The organism is Streptomyces sp. NPDC008079 (genome assembly GCF_042957385.1).
GTDB lineage: Bacteria > Actinomycetota > Actinomycetes > Streptomycetales > Streptomycetaceae > Actinacidiphila.
On record NZ_JBIBIC010000006.1, the window covers coordinates 328,113 to 343,857 of the forward strand.

13 protein-coding genes are annotated in these 15,745 nt (G+C 72.7%); 10 read left to right on the plus strand and 3 right to left on the minus strand.

Translation table 11 applies throughout. The features are described from left to right. Positions 1 to 8: 8 nt before the first annotated feature. A complete protein-coding gene (locus ACFZAM_RS16560) occupies positions 9 to 1,382 on the minus strand; it encodes a glutamine synthetase family protein (RefSeq protein ID WP_391046614.1) in 1,374 nt (457 codons plus the stop codon). A gap of 96 nt (positions 1,383 to 1,478) precedes the next feature. Here ACFZAM_RS16560 and ACFZAM_RS16565 point away from each other — a divergent pair, with 96 nt between their 5' ends. The 3 genes from ACFZAM_RS16565 to ACFZAM_RS16575 all read left to right on the plus strand — a co-directional run bounded on the left by ACFZAM_RS16565 (position 1,479) and on the right by ACFZAM_RS16575 (position 4,660). Continuing rightward, complete coding sequence (locus ACFZAM_RS16565) at positions 1,479 to 2,288, plus strand: FCD domain-containing protein (protein ID WP_391046616.1); 810 nt, start codon at positions 1,479 to 1,481, stop codon at positions 2,286 to 2,288. Between the two features lie 278 nt (positions 2,289 to 2,566). Further along, the gene (locus tag ACFZAM_RS16570; RefSeq protein ID WP_391046618.1) at positions 2,567 to 3,289 is read left to right on the plus strand and encodes a gamma-glutamyl-gamma-aminobutyrate hydrolase family protein; all 723 of its coding nucleotides are present in this window, start codon (positions 2,567 to 2,569) and stop codon (positions 3,287 to 3,289) included. Positions 3,290 to 3,298: 9 nt separating this feature from the next. Continuing rightward, positions 3,299 to 4,660, plus strand: coding sequence for an AAA family ATPase (locus tag ACFZAM_RS16575; RefSeq protein ID WP_391046620.1), 1,362 nt, complete (start codon positions 3,299 to 3,301; stop codon positions 4,658 to 4,660). Between the two features lie 12 nt (positions 4,661 to 4,672). Here the strand turns inward: ACFZAM_RS16575 and ACFZAM_RS16580 are convergent, their stop codons facing one another. After that, complete coding sequence (locus ACFZAM_RS16580; RefSeq protein WP_391046717.1) at positions 4,673 to 5,392, minus strand: DUF2470 domain-containing protein; 720 nt, start codon at positions 5,390 to 5,392, stop codon at positions 4,673 to 4,675. Positions 5,393 to 5,525: 133 nt separating this feature from the next. Here ACFZAM_RS16580 and rpsD point away from each other — a divergent pair, with 133 nt between their 5' ends. Next, complete coding sequence (gene rpsD / locus ACFZAM_RS16585; protein WP_188285197.1) at positions 5,526 to 6,140, plus strand: 30S ribosomal protein S4; 615 nt, start codon at positions 5,526 to 5,528, stop codon at positions 6,138 to 6,140. A 180-nt stretch (positions 6,141 to 6,320) separates the two neighbouring features. Here rpsD and ACFZAM_RS16590 read toward each other — a convergent pair whose 3' ends face one another. Continuing rightward, positions 6,321 to 8,483 (minus strand): ATP-binding protein, encoded by a 2,163-nt coding sequence (locus ACFZAM_RS16590; protein ID WP_391046623.1) that lies wholly within the window; start codon positions 8,481 to 8,483, stop codon positions 6,321 to 6,323. A 291-nt stretch (positions 8,484 to 8,774) separates the two neighbouring features. Between ACFZAM_RS16590 and ACFZAM_RS16595 the strand changes: the two genes are divergently transcribed. From ACFZAM_RS16595 to ACFZAM_RS16620, 6 genes are all read left to right on the plus strand, one after another. Further along, a complete protein-coding gene (locus ACFZAM_RS16595) occupies positions 8,775 to 9,254 on the plus strand; it encodes a DUF948 domain-containing protein (protein WP_391046625.1) in 480 nt (159 codons plus the stop codon). Between the two features lie 6 nt (positions 9,255 to 9,260). After that, positions 9,261 to 9,566 (plus strand): DUF6167 family protein, encoded by a 306-nt coding sequence (locus tag ACFZAM_RS16600; RefSeq protein WP_188285194.1) that lies wholly within the window; start codon positions 9,261 to 9,263, stop codon positions 9,564 to 9,566. Continuing rightward, entirely contained in the window at positions 9,566 to 12,235 is a 2,670-nt protein-coding gene (alaS, locus tag ACFZAM_RS16605; protein ID WP_391046627.1) for an alanine--tRNA ligase, read from the plus strand. Before ACFZAM_RS16600 ends, alaS begins: the two co-directional genes overlap by 1 nt. Before the next feature lie 44 nt (positions 12,236 to 12,279). After that, positions 12,280 to 12,744 carry a Holliday junction resolvase RuvX gene (gene ruvX, locus ACFZAM_RS16610; protein WP_355348851.1) on the plus strand — a complete coding sequence of 155 codons (465 nt, stop codon included), beginning with the start codon at positions 12,280 to 12,282 and terminating at the stop codon, positions 12,742 to 12,744. 102 nt (positions 12,745 to 12,846) lie between these two features. Further along, a complete protein-coding gene (gene mltG / locus ACFZAM_RS16615) occupies positions 12,847 to 14,766 on the plus strand; it encodes an endolytic transglycosylase MltG (RefSeq protein WP_391046630.1) in 1,920 nt (639 codons plus the stop codon). Between the two features lie 18 nt (positions 14,767 to 14,784). Beyond that, positions 14,785 to 15,633 (plus strand): shikimate dehydrogenase, encoded by an 849-nt coding sequence (locus ACFZAM_RS16620; protein WP_391046632.1) that lies wholly within the window; start codon positions 14,785 to 14,787, stop codon positions 15,631 to 15,633. The last annotated feature ends 112 nt before the right edge of the window (positions 15,634 to 15,745 follow it).

Sequence of the window (15,745 nt, forward strand, 5' to 3'; positions counted from 1 at the left end):
GTCCGCCCTTACATCCGCTCGAAGGAGCGGAACCGCTCCCAGTCCGTGACCGCGGTGTCGAACTGCCGCTGCTCGATCCGCGCCATGTTCGCGTAGTGCGCGACGACCTCGGGGCCGAACACCTCACGGGCCAGGTCGCTGCCCGACCACAGCTCGGCGGCCTCCCGCAGCGAGCCGGGCACCCGCTCGTACGACTCCGTGTACGCGTTGCCCGTACACGGCTCCGGCAGCTCCAACTCCCGCTCGACGCCGTGCAGTCCGGCCGCGACCATCGCGGCGACCGCCAGATACGGGTTCACGTCGCCGCCCGGCACCCGGTTCTCCAGCCGCAGCGACGGGCCGTGGCCGACCACGCGCAGCGCGCAGGTGCGGTTGTCCCGGCCCCAGGCGACCGCGGTGGGCGCGAAGGAGCCGGGGCGGAACCGCTTGTAGGAGTTGATGTTCGGCGCGAAGAACAGCGAGAACTCCCGCAGGGCGGCGAGCTGTCCGGCCAGGAAGTGCCGCATCAGCGGGGACATCGCGGTGGGGGAGCGGTCCTCGGGGTCGGCCATCGCCGGGGCGCCGTCCGCGTCCCGCAGCGACAGGTGGATATGGCAGGAGTTGCCCTCGCGCTCGTTGAACTTCGCCATGAAGGTGACCGCCATGCCCTCCTGCGAGGCGATCTCCTTGGCGCCGGTCTTGTAGACGCTGTGCTGGTCGCAGGTGGTCAGCGCCTCGTCGTAGCGGAACACCACCTCGTGCTGGCCGAGGTTGCACTCGCCCTTCGCGGACTCCGGGACGAGCCCGGCGCCCGCCATCTCGTTGCGGATGCGGCGCAGCAGCGGCTCGACCCGGGCGGTGGCCAGCACCGAGTAGTCGGCGTTGTACTGGTTGGCCGGGGTCAGCCCGCGGTAGCCGCTGTCCCACGCCCGCTCGTAGGTGTCGCGGAAGACCAGGAACTCCAGCTCGGTGCCCGCGTGCGCGGTCAGGCCGTGTCCGGCGAGCCGGTCGAGCTGCTGCCGCAGGATCTGCCGCGGCGAGGCACTGACCGGGCTGCCGTCCTCCCACGTCAGATCGGCCAGCAGCAGCGCGGTGCCGTCCTGCCAGGGGACGCGGCGCAGCGTCGAGGGATCGGGGCGCATCGCGAAGTCGCCGTAGCCCCGCTCCCAGGACGACATCGCGTAGCCGTCCACCGTATTGAGGTCGATGTCGACGGCGAGCAGGTAATTGCACCCCTCCGAGCCGTGCGGCAGCACCTCCTCCAAGAAGAACGGAGCCGCGAACCGCTTGCCCTGGAGCCGCCCCTGCATATCGGTGAAGGCCAGGACGACGGTGTGGATCTCGCCCGCCGCCACCAGCGAGCGGAGCGCGCCGACGGACAGGGCTGGAGTGTGTTCTGCCACAGCGGAACCTCTCGGATCGGTCGGAAGACTTAAGGTATGGCTGTGAACCATTGAAGGGAAGGGGGCCTCGCCATGACGGAGCGGATGACGGAACCGATGGCCGATTCGACTGCCGATTCGACGGCCGAGCCGGCGGCCGGGTCAGCGGCCGAGCGGTCGGCGGAGCCCCCGGCGCAGGCCGCCGATCCGCTCGACACGGTGCTGCGCCCGGTGCGCGGCGGCAACGGCTTCGAGGAGGCCGTGGAACGGCTGCTCCAAGTGGTCCGGCTCGGCCTGGTCCCCGCGGGCGGACGCCTGCCACCGGAACGGGAACTCGCCGGGCGGCTGGCGATCAGCCGGGTCACCCTGCGCGAGGCGCTGCGCGTGCTGCACGAGCAGGGCCTGGTCGAGAGCCGCCGCGGTCGCCAGGGCGGCACCTTTGTCCGGCCGAGGCCGCCCGGCGCGGACGGCCCGCCCGTGGACGCGGCGGGCCTGGGCGCGGCCGGTCTGGACGCGGCGGCCCTGGACGACGTGCTCCGCTTCCGCGAGGTACTGGAGGTGGGCGCCGCCGGGCTCTGCGCCCGCGCCCGCCTCACCGGAGCGGACGCCGACCTGCTGCGGGCCCGGCTGCGCGCCACCGGGGACGCCTCCATCGAGGACTACCGGCGCGCCGACACGCTCCTGCACCTCGCGATAGCCGAGCTGTCCGGCTCCCCCTCGCTGGCCCGCCAGTACGCCGCCGTCCGCGCCCGGGTCAACCAACTCCTGGACGGCATCCCCATGCTGGTCCGCAACATCGAGCACTCCCAGGGCCAGCACGCCGCCCTGGTCGCCGCCGTCCTGGCCGCCGACGAAACGCGGGCGCGGCAGACGATGCGGCAGCACCTCGCGGGCACGGCGTCACTGCTGCGGGGCTTTCTGTCCTAGGGCGTGTCCGTAAAGTCTCGTCTGGCTGGCGGCGCCTGGCACGCACGCTCGCTGCGTTGTCGGGCTCATCCGAATAGGCCCACTATGAGGACGGCCTCCCCCAGACTTCGTCCGGGGGCACCCCCACCGCCATTGCCGATCGCACGCACCAGACACCGCCAGCCCCGCCCTCCGGGCGGACGACGCGACTTTACGGACACGCCCTAGCACCGGGGCGGACGATCGCGCCGGTTAAGGTACGAGTCCGGACCATTGGCCGACGCGGGAGGACGGGGACGGTGCCGAGGACGCTGCTGGTGGGGGTCACCACCTATCTGGAGCGGGCGCGCTGGGGGCTGTGGGACACCTCGGCCGTCCTGCTGCCCGCCGTCTACCCGCGCCTGGTGCAGGCCGCGGGCGCCGTCGCCGTCCTGCTGCCGCCCGACGCGGCCGAGCGCGCACCGGCGGCCGTCGCGCGGATGGACGCGGTGATCGTGGCGGGCGGCCCCGACATCGCGCCCGAGCACTACGGCGCACCACGGCACCCGCGCACCGGCCCGCCCGCACCGGAGCGCGACGGCTGGGAGTCGGCCGTCCTGCGCGCCGCCCTGGACGCGGCCGTCCCCGTCCTCGGGATCTGCCGCGGCATGCAGCTCATGAACGTGCTGTACGGCGGCACGCTCCTCCAGCACCTGCCGGACCGCGTCGGCCACGACGCCCACGCCCCCGCGCCCGGCGTCTTCGGCGAGCACCGCGTCACGCCCGTGCCCGGCACCCTGCTGGCCCGCGTACTGCCGGGCCCCCAGGACGTGCCCACCTACCACCACCAGGCCGTCGACCGCCTCGGCGACGGTCTCACCGCCGCCGCGCACGCCGACGACGGCACCGTCGAGGCCGTCGAGGCGCCCGGCGAGCGCTTCGCCCTCGGCGTGCAGTGGCACCCCGAGAACGGCACCGACCCGCGCCTGGTCCACGCCCTGCTCGCCGCCGCCGCCGACCGGGCTGTCACACCCAGCGCATAGGCTGCCGGAGTGGAGCCAGATCTGTTCACCGCAGCCGCAGAGGACCGTCACGAGCGGGATCCGGGCAGCAGCCCGCTCGCCGTACGGATGCGGCCCCGTACCCTCGACGAGGTCGTCGGCCAGCAGCACCTGCTGCGCCCCGGCTCCCCGCTGCGCCGCCTGGTGGCCGACGGCGGGGGACCGGCGGGCGCGTCCTCGGTGATCCTGTGGGGGCCGCCGGGCACCGGGAAGACCACGCTGGCGTACGTGGTCAGCAAGGCCACCGACAAGCGCTTCGTCGAACTCTCGGCGATCACCGCGGGCGTCAAGGAGGTCCGCGCGGTCATCGAGAGCGCCAAGCGCCAGGCGGGCGGGTACCAGCGCGAGACCGTGCTGTTCCTGGACGAGATCCACCGCTTCAGCAAGGCCCAGCAGGACTCCCTGCTGCCCGCCGTCGAGAACCGCTGGGTCACCCTGATCGCGGCCACCACGGAGAACCCGTACTTCTCGATCATCTCGCCGCTGCTGTCCCGCTCCCTGCTGCTCACCCTCGAACCGCTCACCGACGACGACCTGCGCGGTGTGCTGCGCCGCGCGGTGACCGACGAGCGCGGTCTGGGCGGCGCGGTGACGCTGCCGGACGACGCGGAGGAGCACCTGCTGCGGATCGCCGGCGGCGACGCGCGGCGCGCCCTGACCGCCCTGGAGGCGGGTGCGGGCTCCGCCCTGGACAAGGGCGAGGACACGCTCACCCTGGCCACCCTCGAAGAGTCCGTCGACCGGGCCGCCGTGCGCTACGACCGCGACGGCGACCAGCACTACGACGTGGCCAGCGCCCTCATCAAGTCCATCCGCGGCTCCGACGTGGACGCCGCCCTGCACTACCTCGCCCGCATGATCGACGCGGGCGAGGACCCGCGCTTCATCGCGCGGCGCCTGATGATCTCCGCCAGCGAGGACATCGGCCTCGCCGACCCCACCGCCCTGCCCACCGCCGTCGCCGCCGCCCAGGCCGTCGCCATGATCGGCTTCCCCGAGGCCGCGCTGACCCTCAGCCACGCCACCATCGCGCTGGCGCTCGCGCCGAAGTCCAACGCGGCCACCACCGCGATCGGCGCGGCGCTGGCGGACGTACGGGCGGGCAAGGCCGGACCCGTGCCCGCGCACCTGCGCGACGGCCACTACAAGGGCGCCGCCAAGCTCGGCCACGCCCAGGGGTACGTCTACCCGCACGACGTGCCCGGCGGCATCGCCGCGCAGCAGTACGCGCCGGACGAACTGCGCGACCGCCGCTACTACGAGCCGACCCGGCACGGCACGGAGGCCCGGTACGCGGACGTCCTGGACCGGGTCCGCGCCCGGCTCTCGGGCGAGGCCCCGGCCTCGGACTGACACACCCCCGGATCAGCAGTCGCGGGCCGCGTCGAAGAGGGCGTGCATCGAGCGGCGCAGCCCGTCGCGGTCGCGGACGGGCTCGGGGAAGTCGAAGCGGGCGTCGAAGACGCTGTTGTCGCCGGTGAAGCGCACGCGCAGCCCGAAGCGGTCGAGCGCCAGCGGCACGGCGCTCAGCGGGGGGCGCGAGCCCGCGAAGGCGTCGTCGCAGGACGCCTCGCGGCGGCCGACGAGGGCGCACAGCAGACCCACCTGGGCGCTGTGGGCGGCGGCGAGGTGCTGGAGCAGTTCGCTCTCGTACTCGGCGAGCGGGTCGGCGGCGGCGTCGGCGAACTCGTCGGGCTCGACCAGGGCGGCGCCCCACAGGTCGTCCAGTGAGATCTCGCCGGTCTCCAGGCGGAGCAGCGTCGTACCGGACTCCATCGCGCCGCCCAGGACGGGTGTCAGCCAGCCCGCGACCCAGGCCCTGCCGCGGATCCGGTGCGGCACCGCGACCGGCGCCACATCCGTGATCTCCAGCACAGCCTCGATCTCCTCGCCGCCCGCGGCCCGCACCACGCGCACGGCGGGGGATTCGTCGGGGAACAGCAGGAACACGTCGCCGGTGGGCCCCACGGAGCGGCGCACCGGGGTCATGACGTCGGATCCGGCCGTGGCCAGGCCGGGAATCGTCACGACGGCGGACGAGTTATTCTCGACGAGAGTTCGCGCGCGTTCGGCTGCCGAGGGCAGCCGGGGCGCTTCTTCCACTTCGGGACGCGGCTGACCATGTGCTGGTACACCAGGCATGGGGTTCCCGGGTCGAAACATGCGTTCTCCTCAGCTAAGGTAAGCCTTACCTAATTTACACGGAGGTTCCACGCACGTGAATCAGTCGCGTCCCAAGGTCAAGAAGTCCCGGGCGCTGGGCATCGCGCTCACCCCCAAGGCGGTCAAGTACTTCGAGGCCCGCCCCTACCCGCCCGGTGAGCACGGTCGCGGTCGCAAGCAGAACAGCGACTACAAGACCCGGCTGCTGGAGAAGCAGCGGCTGCGCGCGCAGTACGACATCAGCGAGCGGCAGATGCAGCGCGCGTACGACCGCGCCAAGAAGGTCTCCGGCAAGCGGACCGGCGAGGCCCTGATCATCGAGCTGGAGCGGCGCCTGGACGCCCTCGTGCTCCGTGCCGGTCTGGCCCGGACGATCTACCAGTCCCGCCAGATGGTCGTGCACGGCCACATCGAGGTCAACGGCCGCAAGGTCGACAAGCCGTCCTTCCGGGTCAGCCCGGACGACGTCGTGACCGTCCGCGAGCGCTCCCGCGAGAAGACGCCGTTCATCGTCGCCCGCGAAGGCGGCTGGGCCGGTGAGGGCGAGGCCCCTCGCTACCTCCAGACCAACCTCCAGGCCCTCGCCTTCCGCCTGGACCGGGACCCCAACCGCAACGAGATCCCCGTCATCTGCGACGAGCAGCTCGTCGTCGAGTACTACGCCCGCTGACCCCCTCCGGGGAGGTCGCCGAGGTGGGGCGCCGCGCTCCGTACGGGAGGCGGTCGCCCCCGGGGCCCGGTCAACCGGCCGGTGGCAAGCGGCCCCCGGGACCGGTGGTGACGCCGCCGCCGTCGTGGTCGGTCGTGTAGCGCGTCCCTCAGCCGCCGCTGGGAAGTACCCGCGTCCCCCTCACTCGGGCGCGACCACCTCCGCGGGGGCCGCGCTCCTGGCGGGGGCCTTCCGGGCGGGACGCTCGCGGGTGGCGGCGGCGGGCGACGGGCGGTGGAGGGCGCGGTGGACCGCCGCGTCCAGCCCGAACCGCTCGCCTTCGCTCAGGGCGGCGGCGTAGGCGTCGTCACCCAGCGCCGCCCGCACGCGCGCCTCGCACAGCACGTGCGGGGCGTTGAAGAAGCGGGAGCCGAACAGGCGCAGGCCGACCGAGGCCCACAGACGCCCCGCGGCGCCCTGGAGGACCGCGGCCTCGTGCGGGGCGCCCTCGTCCTCGGTGATGAGGGCCAGCAGCTCCAGGGCGAGCACCGCGCCGACCAGGTCGCGGAAGGCGTGGTCGATGGCCAGCGCCTCCTCGGCCAGCCGCCGCGCCTCCGCGCGGTCGCCGCCGAGCCAGGCGGCGTAACCGAGGACGTAGAGCGCGTAGGCCAGCGTCCAGCGCTCCCCGTGGTCGTGGCAGATGTCGCGGGCCTCCGCGGCGAGGGTCACCGCCTGGTCCAGGTCGCCCTGGAAGGCCACCGCCATCGCCAACTCGACCTGCGCCATGAGGACGTTGCTGTTGAGTTCGCCGATCCGGCGGTAGCGCAGCAGCGCGTCCCCGATGAACCGTTCGGCCCGCGGCATGTCGTCGGAGACCAGCGCGAGGCAGCCCAGCCGGTGGACCGCGTACGCCATCGCCGTACCGTTGTCGGCCGCCTCGGCCTCGCTGCGGCACTGCTGGAGCACGTCGAGCGCGGTGACCGAGTCGCCCTGGAGCAGCGTCACATAGCCGTACACCCACATCGCCTTGGCGCGCGCCTCCGAGCGCCCCGCGGCGAGGTCGAGGGCCCGCTCCAGCCAGTGCCTGCCCTCCGCGAGCCGCCCGCAGCCGACCCAGCAGAACCACAAGGTGCCCGCCAGATACTGGCCGACGGCCGGGTCCTCCGGCGGCCGGTCCGCGGCGCCGTCCAGACTGAACTCCAACGCCAGCCGGAGATTGGGCAGTTCGGCCTCGACCCGCGCGGCCACCTCCGACTGCCGGGGGCTGAACCAGTCCAGCTCGCACCAGGTGGCCAGACCCAGGTACCAGTCGCGGTGCCGCCGCCGCATCCGTACGTCGTCGCCGAGCGCGGCCAGCCAGCCCGCGCCGTACTCGCGGACCGTGTCCAGCATCCGGTAGCGCACCAGACCGTCGGCGCCCTCCTCGCGGCTGAGCACCGACTGGTCGACCAGCGCGGACACCGTCTCCACGATGTCCTCCTCGGCCAGGTCGGGACCCGCGCACACGTACTCCACCGCGTCCAGGTCGAACCGTCCGGCGAAGACCGACAGCCGCGCCCACAGCAGCCGCTGGCCCGGCGTGCACAATTCGTGGCTCCAGCCGATCGCCGTACGCAGCGCGCGGTGCCGGGCGGGCGCGGTGGGGTCGCCGCCGGTCAGCAGCCGGAAGCGGTCGTCGAGCCGTTCGAGCACCTGCTCCACCGACAGCGCCCGCAGCCGGACCGCCGCCAGTTCGAGGGCGAGCGGAAGGCCGTCGAGCCGGGTGCACAGCTCCAGGACGGGACCGCTGTTGGCCGGTGTCACGGTGAAGCCCGGCAGCACGGCCGCGGCGCGCTCGGCGAACAGCCGCACGGCGTCGCTGCGGGCGTCCGGCGCGGGCAGCGGCGCCAACGGCAGCAGCCGCTCCCCGGTGATGCCCAGCGGCCTGCGGCCGGCCGCCAGCACCCGCAGCCCCGGCGCGCGGCGCAGCAACTCCGCGGCGAGGGAGGCCACTTCGGCGTGCACCCGGTCGTAGCCGTCGAAGACCAGCAGCAGCTCGCGGCCGGCCAGCCCCTCGGTCAGCACCGAACGCGTCGAGCGGGTGGTGTGGTCCGCCAGCCGCAGCGCCTCCGCGACCGCGTGGTCCAGCAGCGACGCGTCGCCGAGCCCGGACAGGTCGACCAGCCAGACGCCGCCGAGGAAACGGTCCTGCGCGTGCCTGGCGGCCCGCAGCGCCAGCCGCGTCTTGCCCACCCCGCCGACTCCGGTCACGGTGCTCAGCCGGGACTCCGCCGCCGGCGACAACAGTGCGTCGAGCGCCGCGAGTTCGGACGTCCTGCCGACGAAGCCGGTCAGCTCGGCGGGGAGGTTACCCACAGTCTCCATGGTGTACGGAGCGTACTTGACTGTGCGCGGACCGTACAATCCCGTCGCCGAGTAGTGGTATAACGCCCGCGCTTGCCCGGTTGTGGGACAGCCCCGGCGCGCGCGTAATGCGGTACGGACGCGCAGGCCCGGCGCGATAGGGTCGGAGGCCGATGTCGTGGTGAAAACCAGCCGCGGACCGCGGTCGTGAGAAGCGGCCGTGGAAGCGGTCGCGGGAAGCAGCCGTGAGAAGCGGCCGAAACAGCGCGGCGAAGTGTCCGTGAGATGCCGACGGTGAGGGAGCGGAGCAACGTGTCCGGTGCAGAGGTGGCTGGCCTCATCGTGGCGGTCTTCTGGGCGATCCTGGTGTCGTTCCTGGCCGTCGCGCTGGTCAGGCTCGCCCAGACGCTCAAGCGGACCAGCGAACTCGTGGCAGGCATCACCGAGCAGGCCGTACCGCTGCTCGGCGACGCCTCCGACGCGCTGCGCACCGCCCACAGCCAGCTCGACCGGGTCGACACCATCACCGCGGAGGTCGCCGAGGTGACGGCCAACGCCTCCGCGCTCTCCTCCACCGTCGCGTCGGCCTTCGGCGGACCCCTGGTGAAGGTCGCCGCCTTCAGCTACGGCGTACGGCGCGCGGTCGGCCTGCGGACCTCCGGCGGAGCGGGCGCGGGCGCGGCGGCCAACGGCGCGGCGGGCACCGACCGCTCCCGTGCCAGGACCGTCAAGGCAGGCAAGGTGCTCCCCGCCGCCCGGCGCGGCGGCCGTCGCAACCGCTCGAAGGACTGAGGCCACATGTTCCGCCGTATGTTCTGGTTCGTCACCGGCGCCGCCACCGGCGTCTGGGCCACCACCAAGGTCAACCGGGCGCTGCGCCGCCTCACGCCGGAGAGCCTCGCGGCGACCGCGGCCGACCGCGCGCTGGAGACCGGCGCGCGGCTGCGGGTGTTCGCCCAGGACGTACGGGCGGGCATGACGCAGCGCGAGAGCGAGCTCCAGGACGCGCTCGGCCTCACCGGCAGCGCCCCGCAATCCGAAATCCCGTCCGAACTCCCGGCACCGCGCCGGAGCATTGCGTACAACCGGAAGGACGAACACTGATGGAGTCGGCAGAAATCCGCCGCCGCTGGCTGCGCTTCTTCGAGGAGCGCGGGCACACCGTTGTCCCTTCGGCGTCGCTCATCGCGGACGACCCGACTCTGCTGCTGGTCCCGGCGGGCATGGTCCCGTTCAAGCCGTACTTCCTCGGTGAGGTCAAGCCGCCCTTCGACCGCGCCACCAGCGTGCAGAAGTGCGTCCGCACCCCGGACATCGAAGAGGTCGGCAAGACCACCAGGCACGGCACGTTCTTCCAGATGTGCGGCAACTTCTCCTTCGGCGACTACTTCAAGGAAGGCGCCATCAAGTACGCCTGGGAGCTGCTCACCGGCTCCCTGGAGGACGGTGGCTACGGCCTGGAGGCCGACCGGCTCTGGATCACCGTCTACCAGGAGGACGACGAGGCCGAGCAGATCTGGCGCGACGTCATCGGCGTCCCCGCCGAGCGCATCCAGCGCCTCGGCATGGGCCCCAACTTCTGGTCCATGGGCGTCCCCGGACCCTGCGGCCCCTGCTCCGAGATCAACTACGACCGCGGCCCCGAGTTCGGCGTCGAGGGCGGCCCCGCCGTCAACGACGAGCGGTACGTGGAGATCTGGAACCTGGTCTTCATGCAGTACGTGCGCGGCGCCGGTGAGGGCAAGGAGAGCTTCCCGATCCTCGGCGACCTGCCCAGCAAGAACATCGACACCGGCCTGGGCCTCGAACGCCTCGCGATGATCCTGCAGGGCGTGCAGAACATGTACGAGACCGACACCCTGCGCGTCGTCATGGACCGCGCCACCGAACTGACCGGCGTGCGCTACGGCCAGGCCCACGATACCGACGTGTCGCTGCGCGTGGTCGCCGACCACATCCGCACCTCCGTGATGCTGATCGGCGACGGCGTCACCCCGGGCAACGAGGGGCGCGGCTACGTCCTGCGCCGCATCATGCGCCGCGCCATCCGCAATATGCGGCTGATGGGCGCCACCGGACCGGTCGTCGCCGAACTGGCCGACGTCGTCATCAAGACCATGGGCGAGCAGTACCCGGAGCTGATCTCGGACCGCAAGCGGATCGAGACGGTCGCCATCGCCGAGGAGACCGCCTTCCTCAAGGCCCTCAGCGGCGGCACCAACATCCTCGACACCGCCATCACCGAGACCAAGTCGGCCGGCGGCAGCGTGCTCCCCGGCGACAAGGCGTTCCTGCTCCACGACACCTGGGGCTTCCCGATCGACCTCACCCTCGAAATGGCCTCGGAACAGGGCCTGTCGGTGGACGAGGAGGGCTTCCGCCGCCTGATGAAGGAGCAGCGGGACCGCGCCAAGGCCGACGCCCGCGCCAAGAAGACCGGCCACGCCGACCTGTCCGCTTACCGCGAGGTCGCCGACCGCTCCGGCAGCACCGAGTTCACCGGCTACACCCAGAACCACAACGAGGCCACCGTCGTCGGCCTGCTGGTCGACGGCGTCCCGTCGCCCGCCGCCACCGAGGGCGACGAGATCGAAGTGGTGCTCGACCGCACCCCGTTCTACGCCGAGGGCGGCGGCCAGCTCGCCGACACCGGCCGCATCCGCGCCGACAACGGCGCGGTGATCGAGATCCGCGACGTCCAGCAGCCGGTGCCCGGCGTCAGCGTGCACAAGGGCGTCGTCCAGGTCGGCGAGGTCACCGTCGGGGCCGGGGTGCTGGCCCAGATCGACCTCGTACGCCGCCGCGCCATCGCCCGCGCCCACAGCGCCACCCACCTGACCCACCAGGCGCTGCGCGACGCCCTCGGCCCGACGGCCGCCCAGGCCGGTTCCGAGAACGCCCCCGGCCGCTTCCGCTTCGACTTCGGTTCCCCGGCCGCCGTCCCCGGCGCCGTCCTCACCGACGTCGAGCAGAAGATCAACGAGGTGCTCGCCCGCGAACTGGACGTCACCGCCGAGGTCCTGCCGATCGCCGAGGCCAAGAGGCAGGGCGCCATCGCCGAATTCGGCGAGAAGTACGGCGAGCGGGTCCGGGTCGTCACCATCGGCGACTTCTCCAAGGAGCTGTGCGGCGGCACCCATGTGCACAACACCGCGCAGCTCGGCCTGGTGAAGCTGCTCGGCGAGTCCTCGATCGGCTCCGGCGTGCGCCGGGTCGAAGCCCTCGTCGGCGTGGACGCCTACCACTTCCTCGCCCGCGAGCACACGGTCGTCGCCCAGCTCACCGAACTGGTCAAGGGCCGCCCCGAGGAGCTGCCCGACAAGATCTCCGGGATGCTCGCCAAGCTCAAGGACGCCGAGAAGGAGATCGAGCGCTTCCGCGCGGAGAAGGTCCTCCAGGCCGCCGCAGGGCTCGCCGAGAGCGCCGCCGACATCAAGGGCGTCGCCCTGGTCGCCGGTACGGTCCCCGAGGGCACCGGCGCCGACGACCTGCGCAAGCTCGTCCTCGACGTCCGCCAGCGGATCGGCGGCGGACGCCCCGGCGTCGTCGCCCTCTTCACCGTCGCCAACGGCCGCCCGCTGACCGTCATCGCCACCAACGAGGCCGCCCGCGAGCGCGGCATCAAGGCCGGCGAGCTGGTCCGCACCGCCGCCAAGACCCTCGGCGGCGGAGGCGGCGGCAAGGACGACGTGGCCCAGGGCGGCGGCCAGAACCCGGCCGCGGTCCAGGACGCCGTCGAGGCCGTCCAGCGCCTGGTGGGCGAGAAGGCGTGACGGACGGTTCGCCGGATCCGAGCCGCCCGGGGCGGGAAGGCGGCATGAGGAGGGGCCGGAGGATCGCGGTGGACGTCGGGGACGCCCGCATCGGGGTCGCCTCGTGCGACCCCGACGGAATCCTCGCCACGCCGGTCGAGACGGTGCCCGGCCGGGACGTGCCCGCGGCGCTGCGGCGGCTCGCCGCGATCGTGGCGGAGTACGAGCCGATCGAGGTCGTCGTCGGGCTGCCGCGCTCCCTCAACGGGGGCGAGGGCCCGGCGGCGGCCAAGGTCCGCGGCTTCGCCCAGCATGTGGCGAAAGTCATCTCGCCGGTTCCGGTGCGCCTGGTGGACGAACGCATGAGTACGGTCACGGCCACGCAAGGGCTCCGCGCCTCCGGAGTGAAGGCGAAAAAGGGACGCTCCGTAGTGGATCAGGCTGCCGCGGTCATTATTTTGCAAAGTGCGCTGGAGACCGAACGGGTGTCGGGTAAAGCTCCGGGCGAGAGCGTCGAAGTGGTCATCTGATCGCGATACGGTAACGTCTCGCGCGACACGGCGGCGCCCCTCGGGCGCCGCCCGTTTCACAGGGTCGGCAAGCCGGTTGCAGACCGCGTACCAAGGGGACCGATGACTGACTATGGCCGGGGCGCCGGCTCCGAACCGTGGCATCCCGAGGACCCGCTCTTCGGTGACGGCTACGACCAGGCGCAGCAGCCCTACCCGCCGCAGCAGCAGGTGCAGTACCCGCAGGCGGAGTACGACCCCTACGCCACCGGTCAGCACCAGCAGCAGTACCCGCAGCAGCAGGGCGGCCAGCAGTACCCCCAGACCCCGCAGCAGTACGAGCAGCAGGGGTACCCGCAGCAGCAGCCGCAGCACCCGCAGGGGCAGTACCAGCCCCAGCAGCACCCTCAACAGCAGCAGTACCCGCAGGCGCAGTACGACGGCTACGACACCGGCTCCCACTCGGTCGGCGGATACGGCCACCAGGACCCGTATGGCGGGCACCAGCCGCAGGATCCGTACGCGGGCGGCCCGCAGCCCGACTTCTACGGGCAGAACGGCTACCCGCCGCCGCAGCAGCCCCAGTACCGGCAGCAGCCGCAGGCGCCGTTCCAGGGCCAGGGGCCCGGGCAGGGGCCGGGCGGTCCGGGACAGGGCGGTCTGAGTCAGGGCGCTCCGGGGCAGGGTCAGCCGCAGGCGCCGCTGCACGGCCAGGGCCAGCCACAGGGCCAGGGCCCGGCGCAGGGCACGCAAGGCGTCCAGGGGGCGCAGGACGGTCACCCGCAGGAGCCGGGCGCGCGCCCGCTGCGGACGGCCCCGGGCAACACCGGCGACTGGGACGCGGGGGAGGACGACGACCCGCGCGAGCACGCCTTCTTCTCCGGCCGCGACGACGACGATGACGACGCCCCCGCGACCACCACCACGAGCGGCGGCGGCAGGCGCGCGGGCAAGTCGGCCCCCGCCAAGGGCGGCAAGAAGCGCCGCAGCGGCTGCGCGTGCCTGGTCGTCCTGGTCGTCCTGGGCGGCGGCCTCGGCGGCGTCGGCTACTTCGGCTACAACTTCTACCAGGACCGCTTCGGCCCGGCCCCCGACTACTCGGGCAACGGCGCGGGCGAGGTCCAGGTCGAGATCCCCAAGGGCTCGACGATCACCACCATGGGCAACATCCTCAAGTCCGACGGTGTGGTCAAGAGCGTCGACGCCTTCACCGCCGCGGCCCGCAAGAACCCCAAGGGCCAGTTCATCCAGGCGGGCGTCTACGTCCTCAACAAGCAGATGTCGGCGGCCTCGGCCGTCACGATGATGCTCGACCCCAAGTCCCAGAACGCGATGATCATCGCCGAGGGCATGCGCGACGCGCAGATCTACGACGCCATCGACAAGCGTCTCGGCCTCTCCGCGGGCAGCACGAAGAAGGTCGCGCACGACCAGGCCAAGAACCTCGGACTGCCGGACTGGGCGGACACCAGCTCCAAGGTGAAGGACCCGCTGGAAGGTTTCCTCTTCCCGTCCCGCTACGGCGTCGCCAAGGGCATGAAGCCCGAAGCGCTGCTGCGCGAGATGGTCGGCGAGGCGAAGAAGCAGTACGCCCAGTTCGACATGGTCGCCGAGGCGAAGAAGCAGAATCTCAGCTCGCCGCTGCAACTGCTCACCGTCGCCAGCCTGGTACAGGCCGAGGGCAAGACCGACGACGACTTCCGCAAGATGGCCAAGGTCGTCTACAACCGGATGGTCCCCACCAACAAGGAGACCTTCGGACTGCTCCAGTTCGACTCGACGTACAACTACATCAAGAACACCAGCGCCACGAACATCAGCCTCGCCAAGATCAAGTCCCTGGACGACCCGTACAACACGTACAAGTACAAGGGCCTGCCGCCGGGGCCGATCGGCAACCCGGGCGTCGACGCGCTGAAGGCGGCGATGAACCCCGACAGCGGGAACTGGTACTACTTCATCTCGCTGGACGGCAAGACGACCAAGTTCACCTCGACGCACGCCGAGTTCCAGAAGCTCTACGACCAGTACAACAGCCAGTAGGACCGGGGCACTTCTTCCGTGGACACGACCGGACACCCGGGCACCCGCCGTGCGGCGGTGCTCGGGTCACCCATCGCGCACTCGCTCTCCCCGGTGCTGCACCGGGCCGCGTTCGAGGCGATGGGCCTCGCCGACGCGTGGCGCTACGACCGCTTCGAGGTCGACGAGGCCGCGCTGCCCGGCTTCATCGGCGGCCTCGACCCCGCCGTCTGGCGCGGTCTGTCGCTGACGATGCCGCTCAAGCGGGCCGTGATCCCGCTGCTGGACGAGATCACCGAGACGGCCGCGTCCGTGGAGGCCGTCAACACGGTCGTGCTCGGCCCCGACGGCCGCCGCAGGGGCGACAACACCGATATCCCCGGCATGCTCGCCGCCCTGCGGGAGCGCGGCATCACCTCCGCGCCGTCCGCGGCGGTCCTCGGCGCCGGGGCCACCGCCTCCTCCGCGCTGGCCGCGCTCGCGCGGCTCGGCACGGCCGAGGTCACCGCGTACGTGCGCGGCCCGGCGCGCGCCGCCGAGATGCGGCAGTGGGGCGACCGCCTCGGCGTCGCCGTGCGCGTCGCCGACTGGGCCGACGCCGCCAAGGCCCTCGACGAGCCGCTGGTCATCGCCACCACCCCGGCCGGCGCCGCCGACCACCTCGCCGCCGCCGTCCCGCCCGCCCCCGGCGCCCTCTTCGACGTCCTCTACGACCCCTGGCCCACCCCGCTGGCCGCCGCCTGGTCCCGGCGCGACGCCCCGGTCGTCGGCGGCCTCGACCTCCTGGTCCACCAGGCCGTCCTCCAGATCGAGCAGTACACCGGCCACGCCCCCGCCCCCCTCGCGGCCATGCGCGCGGCGGGCGAGGCCGCGCTGCCGCGGGGGTGACGGTTCCGGCCGGTCGCTGTCCGCACGGTGGACCGTGTCGGGGCACGGCACGTCGGCGTGGGAGGATCGGGGGACAGGACGGCACGCCGTTGCTCGGGGGCGGCCGGACCGG